Source organism: Psychrobacillus sp. (assembly GCF_056205495.1).
The window spans coordinates 1-6,071 of sequence record NZ_JBAEAP010000373.1 but is presented as its reverse complement, the minus strand read 5'-3'; the positions used below and the strand labels follow the sequence as shown (position 1 = coordinate 6,071).

At 39.2% G+C, this 6,071-nt stretch carries 5 protein-coding genes; all 5 read left to right on the top strand.

The window, feature by feature from the left end:
* A partial coding sequence (locus AC06OU_RS11145) for a carbohydrate ABC transporter permease (protein ID WP_475855814.1) occupies nt 1-813 on the top strand: 813 nt, incomplete at its 5' end.
* Between the two features lies 1 nt (nt 814).
* Nucleotides 815-1,657: a sugar ABC transporter permease gene (locus AC06OU_RS11140; protein WP_169359139.1), complete on the top strand. Its 843-nt coding sequence runs from the start codon at nt 815-817 to the stop codon at nt 1,655-1,657.
* 28 nt (nt 1,658-1,685) lie between these two features.
* Nucleotides 1,686-3,224 carry an alpha-amylase family glycosyl hydrolase gene (locus AC06OU_RS11135; protein ID WP_475855813.1) on the top strand — a complete coding sequence of 513 codons (1,539 nt, stop codon included), beginning with the start codon at nt 1,686-1,688 and terminating at the stop codon, nt 3,222-3,224.
* Nucleotides 3,225-3,305: 81 nt separating this feature from the next.
* Complete coding sequence (locus tag AC06OU_RS11130; RefSeq protein ID WP_475855812.1) at nt 3,306-4,970, top strand: glycoside hydrolase family 13 protein; 1,665 nt, start codon at nt 3,306-3,308, stop codon at nt 4,968-4,970.
* Between the two features lie 99 nt (nt 4,971-5,069).
* Nucleotides 5,070-6,071: LacI family DNA-binding transcriptional regulator (locus AC06OU_RS11125; protein WP_475855811.1), on the top strand; the 1,002-nt coding region annotated here is incomplete at its 3' end.

The window sequence follows — 6,071 nt, the reverse complement described above, 5'->3', positions numbered from 1 at the left end:
TATGACCTGTATCATACGCCACCTGCAAAGCTAGTGGACTGGGTTGGTATACAAAACTATATAGACATTTTTAAATTAGAATTGTGGCGCTCTACATTCTTCAGCGTGCTCGGATGGACGATTGTTTGGACTTTTGGAGCTACAACACTCCAGGTTGCAGTTGGTATATTCCTTGCAGTTGTCATTAATCAAAAAGATTTAAAAGGAAAAGCAGTTTTCCGTACTATTTTAATACTTCCTTGGGCAGTTCCAGCATTTATATCTATCTTAATATTTTCTGGTATGTTCAATGAATCATTCGGTGTTATTAACGATGGAATTTTAAGCTTTCTTGGTATTGACCCTGTTCCGTGGATGACTTCTGAAATGTGGACGCGTATTGCGTTAATAGGAATACAATCGTGGCTTGGATTCCCATTTGTTTTTGCAATGACTACAGGTGTTCTGCAATCGATTCCTGATGAACTATATGAGGCAGCTAACGTAGATGGAGCATCTATTTGGCAAAAGTTCAAAAGCATTACTTTGCCGATGGTTTTATATGCAACTGCTCCTATTATTATCACGCAATATACGTTTAACTTTAATAACTTCAATGTTATTTTCTTATTCAACGGTGGTGGGCCTGCATTACCTGGCCAAAATGCCGGAGGAACAGATATTTTAATATCATGGATTTACAAGCTAACGATGACTTCTGCTCAATATGGTAAAGCTGCAGCAATCACGATGCTTTTATCATTAGTTGTAGTAGCCGTTGCTTTATGGCAGTTCAAACGTACAAATTCATTCAAAGAGGAGGATATGATGTGATATGAATACGAAAACAGAGAAAATTATTAGACTGACACTTTCGTACTTTATTCTCTTAGTAGCTGCTCTAGTCGTTATCTATCCGCTTCTTTGGGTAATTGGGTCATCACTAAATCCAGGTCAGAGTCTTTCCGGGTCTACTATGTTTCCTGAAAACCCGACTTTTAAGCATTACTTAGAGCTGTTTGATATGGAAAACTCTAATTATGTTTTATGGTATATCAACTCAATGAAGATTAGCTTGATCACGATGGCTTTATCGGTCATCAGTGTATCACTAACCGCATATGCCTTCTCACGTTATCGCTTTGTCGGACGCAAAAATGGCCTACTAACGTTTTTAGTGCTACAAATGATTCCTAACTTTGCAGCGCTAATTGCAATCTTTGTTTTAGCTCAAAGAACTGGTCTTTTAGACACTCATTTAGGGCTAATTTTGATCTATACAGGCGGCCAAATACCGATGAATACGTGGCTAATGAAGGGGTATCTCGATACCATTCCAAAAGAGCTTGATGAATCTGCAAGGATGGATGGTGCTGGACACCTTCGAATTTTTTGGCAGATCATTATGCCACTAGCAAAGCCAATTATTTCAGTAGTAGCTTTGTTTTCTTTTATCGCTCCTTTCGGAGACTTTATATTGGCTCGCGTAATGCTTCGCTCAGAGGAAAAATTTACGATGGGCGTGGGGCTGTATGAGCTAGTATCTAAGCAATTTGGGAATGAGTTCACCACCTTTGCTGCGGGCTCCGTATTAATCGCAATTCCGATAACTATTTTGTTCTTAGCGTTCCAAAAGTATTTTGTTTCCGGACTAACTGCTGGGGGAACAAAGGGATAATAATGTTCAAAGAAACTATCGGGGGTGTATGACTATAAAAAGGGGTAGACATTTACTTTTCATTCTTATACTTTTAGTTAGCTTCCAGCCACTTTCAGTCTTTGCCAGTGGAGAGCGTACGATGCAGGATGAGATTATATATATGATCATGGTCGATCGTTTTAATAATGGTGATCCGTCCAATGATAAGGATGCTAACCCTGATGACCCTTATGCTTATCATGGTGGCGATTTTAAAGGAATTACGGATAAGCTAGATTATATAGAAGAAATGGGTTTCACAGCTATATGGCTGACCCCGATCTTTGAAAATATGCCAAAAGGGTACCATGGCTATTGGACAAAGGATTACTATAAAACAAATGAATATTTCGGAACAATGGATGAATTTAAGACCCTTGTTGATGAAGCACATAAAAGAGATATAAAAATTATCTTAGATTTTGTTGTCAATCATGTGGGACCAAATCATGAATGGCTAAGTGATCCTTCTAAGGAAGACTGGTTTCATCCCCAACAACCCATAACTAATTGGAATGACCAGCAGGAAGTAGAAAATGGCTGGCTATATGATTTACCAGACTTAGATCAAAGCAATCCAGAGGTAGCTGCCTATTTAATAGATGCAGCGAAATGGTGGATAGAAGAAACAGATATAGATGGTTTCCGTTTAGATACAGTCAAACATGTATCGAAGGATTATTGGAAAGAATTCGTTTCTGCTGTAAAGGCTGAAAAGGAAGACTTATATTTGATAGGGGAAGTGTGGCATGACAATCCTAATGTCGTTGCCAGCTATGAGGAAACAGGAATAGACGGTTTTTTTGACTTTTCCCAAAATGGTAGTCTGCGCACTGCTTTCGAGAGATCAAATCAATCACTTGGCTGGCTGTTCTCAAATGCTGAAAGAAACGAGAAGGTTTTTGATCGGTCCCACTTGCTTGGACAGTTTGTCGATAACCACGATATGACAAGGTTTAGTCATCTGGTGATTAATCAAAAAGAAAATCCTTTGACTCAGCTTAAGCAAAGTCTCACCTTTCTCTATACCGCTCCTGGAGTGCCTATCATTTATTATGGTACCGAGATGGCGATGGATGGAGGAAATGACCCGGATAATCGTCGTATGCTGGATTTTAATACAGAAAGAAATGTAGTTGACTACATATCAAAGCTTGGAGCAATAAGAAAAGAGCATCCATCTTTAACCAATGGTGAGATGGAACTATTGCACGAAGAAGAAGGCACCGCAGTTTATGCTAGAAAATTAGATGGAGAGACGATTATTGTTGCCATAAATAACACGTCGAGTGATCAAACCATTGTGCTAAAGGATAAGCTTGAAAATGGGAAACGGTTAGTTAGCCAGCTCTCTGAAACTATCGTTAAGTCGAATGGGAATGAATACTCGATTAAATTAGAGAGTGGTCAAGCAGAAATCTTCGAGCTAGCTGAGAAGCCAGGACCTAACTGGTTATTTATAGTTCTTTCATCTGCAGTAATTGTGTCATTCATCATTATTCTTATACTAGGAATTAAAGAAGTGAACAAACGGTCTAGATTGTAAGGACTGAAAGAAGCTTTAAAAGAAAGTCTAAAAGTTATGGGATAGATGTACACCACTCATAACGAAGGGAGTATTTTTTATATGAATCGAAATTGGTGGAAAGAAGCGGTCAGCTATCAGGTTTATCCTAGAAGCTTTATGGATAGCAATGGCGATGGCATCGGGGATCTGCGTGGAATAATAACAAAGCTTGATTACTTAAAAGATTTAGGAATAGATGTCATTTGGGTATCTCCATTTTTTAAATCCCCAAATGCGGATAATGGCTACGACATTAGCGACTATCAAGGGATTTCAGAGCAATTTGGAGATATGAAGGATTTTGATGAATTACTAACAGAAACACATGCACGAGGTATGAAGCTTATTTTGGACCTTGTCATCAACCATACGAGTGATGAGCATCCATGGTTTATAGAGTCTCGGTCCTCTAAGGATAACCCAAAAAGAGACTGGTATATTTGGCGTGATGGCAAAGGGACGGAGCCACCAAACAATTGGGAAAGCATTTTTTCCGGGAGCGCATGGGAATATGATACGGCAACGGAACAATATTACATGCACCTTTTTGCGATTAAACAACCAGATTTAAATTGGGAAAACGAAGAAGTAAGATCGGAATTATATAAGATGGTTAATTGGTGGCTGGATAAGGGGATTGATGGTTTCCGTGTAGATGCTATCAGTCATATTAAAAAACGAGAAGGCTTTCCAGACATGCCAAATCCGGATGGACAGCAGTTTGTTTCCTCTTTTGATATGCATACAAACCAACCAGGCATCCAAACATTCCTAAGTGAGCTAAAGGAAGAAACGTTCTCTAAATATGACATCATGACGGTTGGTGAAGCTAATGGTGTAGGTATTGAAGAGGCAGATGATTGGGTTGGAGAGTTAAACGGGAAGTTTAGTATGATCTTCCAATTTGAACATTTAGGGCTTTGGAACAAGGATGCCAATAAGTCTGTAGATGTCATTGGTTTAAAAAAGACGCTAACAAAATGGCAAAAGGGACTCCATGAAAGAGGCTGGAATGCCCTATTTTTAGAAAATCATGATCAAACAAGAAGTGTATCTAGCTGGGGAAATGACCAGGAATATTGGAATGAAAGTGCTAAGATGCTTGGGGCATGCTATTTCCTAATGCAAGGTACGCCATTCATCTATCAGGGCCAAGAAATTGGTATGACAAATGTTCAACTACCTTCCATCGATGATTACGATGATATTGGTATGCGTAACTTCTATGAGATAGAAATAGCAAAGGGTCGTCCTCATCTTGAAGTGATGGAAACTATTTGGACTAGTGGAAGAGATAATTCAAGAACTCCAATGCAGTGGAATAGCACAGATAATGCTGGGTTTACTACTGGTACACCTTGGATGAAAGTTAATCCGAACTACTCCTCCATTAATGTAGAGGCTCAATTAGAGGACGAACATTCTATTTACCACTTTTTTAAGAGCATGATTAAGCTTCGTAAGGAACATGAAGTGTTTGTTTATGGGGCATATGATCTTCTTTTAGAAAATGATCCAGATGTATATGTCTATACAAGATACTTAGACAATGTATTTGCAGTTATTCTATGCAATTTCCGTAACAAGACAGTAGAACTGGACCTTCATGAGGTGGAGCAGAAGGATTATCGCCTCGTTCTAAGTAATTTTGAGGGGGCACCTGATACATTAACCGAAAAAGCTACTTTAAAGCCCTATGAGACAAGAGTATATCTGTCTAAATAATAGGTTTAGCTCTATATAGACTAGTTAATAACCTTCCTTATCTATATAATGATATTCTAAAGAATATTGAAGAAAACAGAAAAAGAGTGGTGAATTCCTTTGGCGGTTACGATTAAAGATGTAGCAAAATTAGCAGATGTAGCTCCCTCGACGGTCTCTCGGGTAATTGCCAATAATCCCCGCATTAGTGACAAAACTAAGAAGCGTGTAAGAGAGGCAATGGAGCAGCTAGGTTACCATCCTAATTTTATTGCTCGAAGTCTAGCAAATCAATCCACGAAAGTAATTGGCCTGGTATTACCGCCTTCTTCAGGTGCTTTCTTTCAAAATCCTTTCTTTGCAGAGGTTATGCACGGACTAAGTGATGGCGTACATGAAAAACATTATGCCCTCCAAATGACTACTGGAACGACAGAAGAAGAACTATTTGATGGAGTAGTACAGATGGTCCAAGGCGGCAGAGTGGATGGAATTATACTTCTTTACTCTCGTGTTAATGATGAGATTTTAAGTTATTTAAGAAATCGCCATTTCCCGTTTGTGATGATTGGTAAGCCTTTTGAGCACGTAGAAAAAATAACTCATGTAGATAATGACAACTTTCTTGCAGCAAAAGAGGCTACCGAGTATCTTATAGGACTTGGCCATAAGCATATTGGTTTCATTGGAGGTAGTCCAAGCCTAACCGTTACATTGGACCGACTCCAAGGCTACAAGAATGCCTTGAGCGAGGAAGACCTACCATTACTAGAGGACTATATCATTCATTCTGAATACTTCTTGAGAGAAGGTGGCCAGCAAGCGGTCAACAAACTATTCTCAGCAAGTGTTTCGCCGACCGCTTTAATCGTGACGGATGATTTGATGGCCCTAGGTGTAGTTAACACTCTTACAGAAATGGCAATCGACATCCCAAACCAGGTCTCTATCATAAGCTTCAACAATGCGTTGTTTGCAGAAATGTCTCGACCGCCAGTGACATCCATTAATATCAATATGGTGGAGTTAGGTTATCAGGCAGCCAGAAGCTTAATTCAAATATTGGAGAATGAGAACGAACCTGTGAAGCGCATTATCATTCCACATCAGCTTGTGGTCCGA

Bases quoted from the DNA above. Each gene is read 5' to 3' on its own strand.
- AC06OU_RS11140 (WP_169359139.1), top strand. From the start codon at position 815: ATGAATACGAAAACAGAGAAAATTATTAGACTGACACTTTCGTACTTT.
- AC06OU_RS11135 (WP_475855813.1), top strand. From the start codon at position 1,686: ATGACTATAAAAAGGGGTAGACATTTACTTTTCATTCTTATACTTTTA.
- AC06OU_RS11130 (WP_475855812.1), top strand. From the start codon at position 3,306: ATGAATCGAAATTGGTGGAAAGAAGCGGTCAGCTATCAGGTTTATCCT.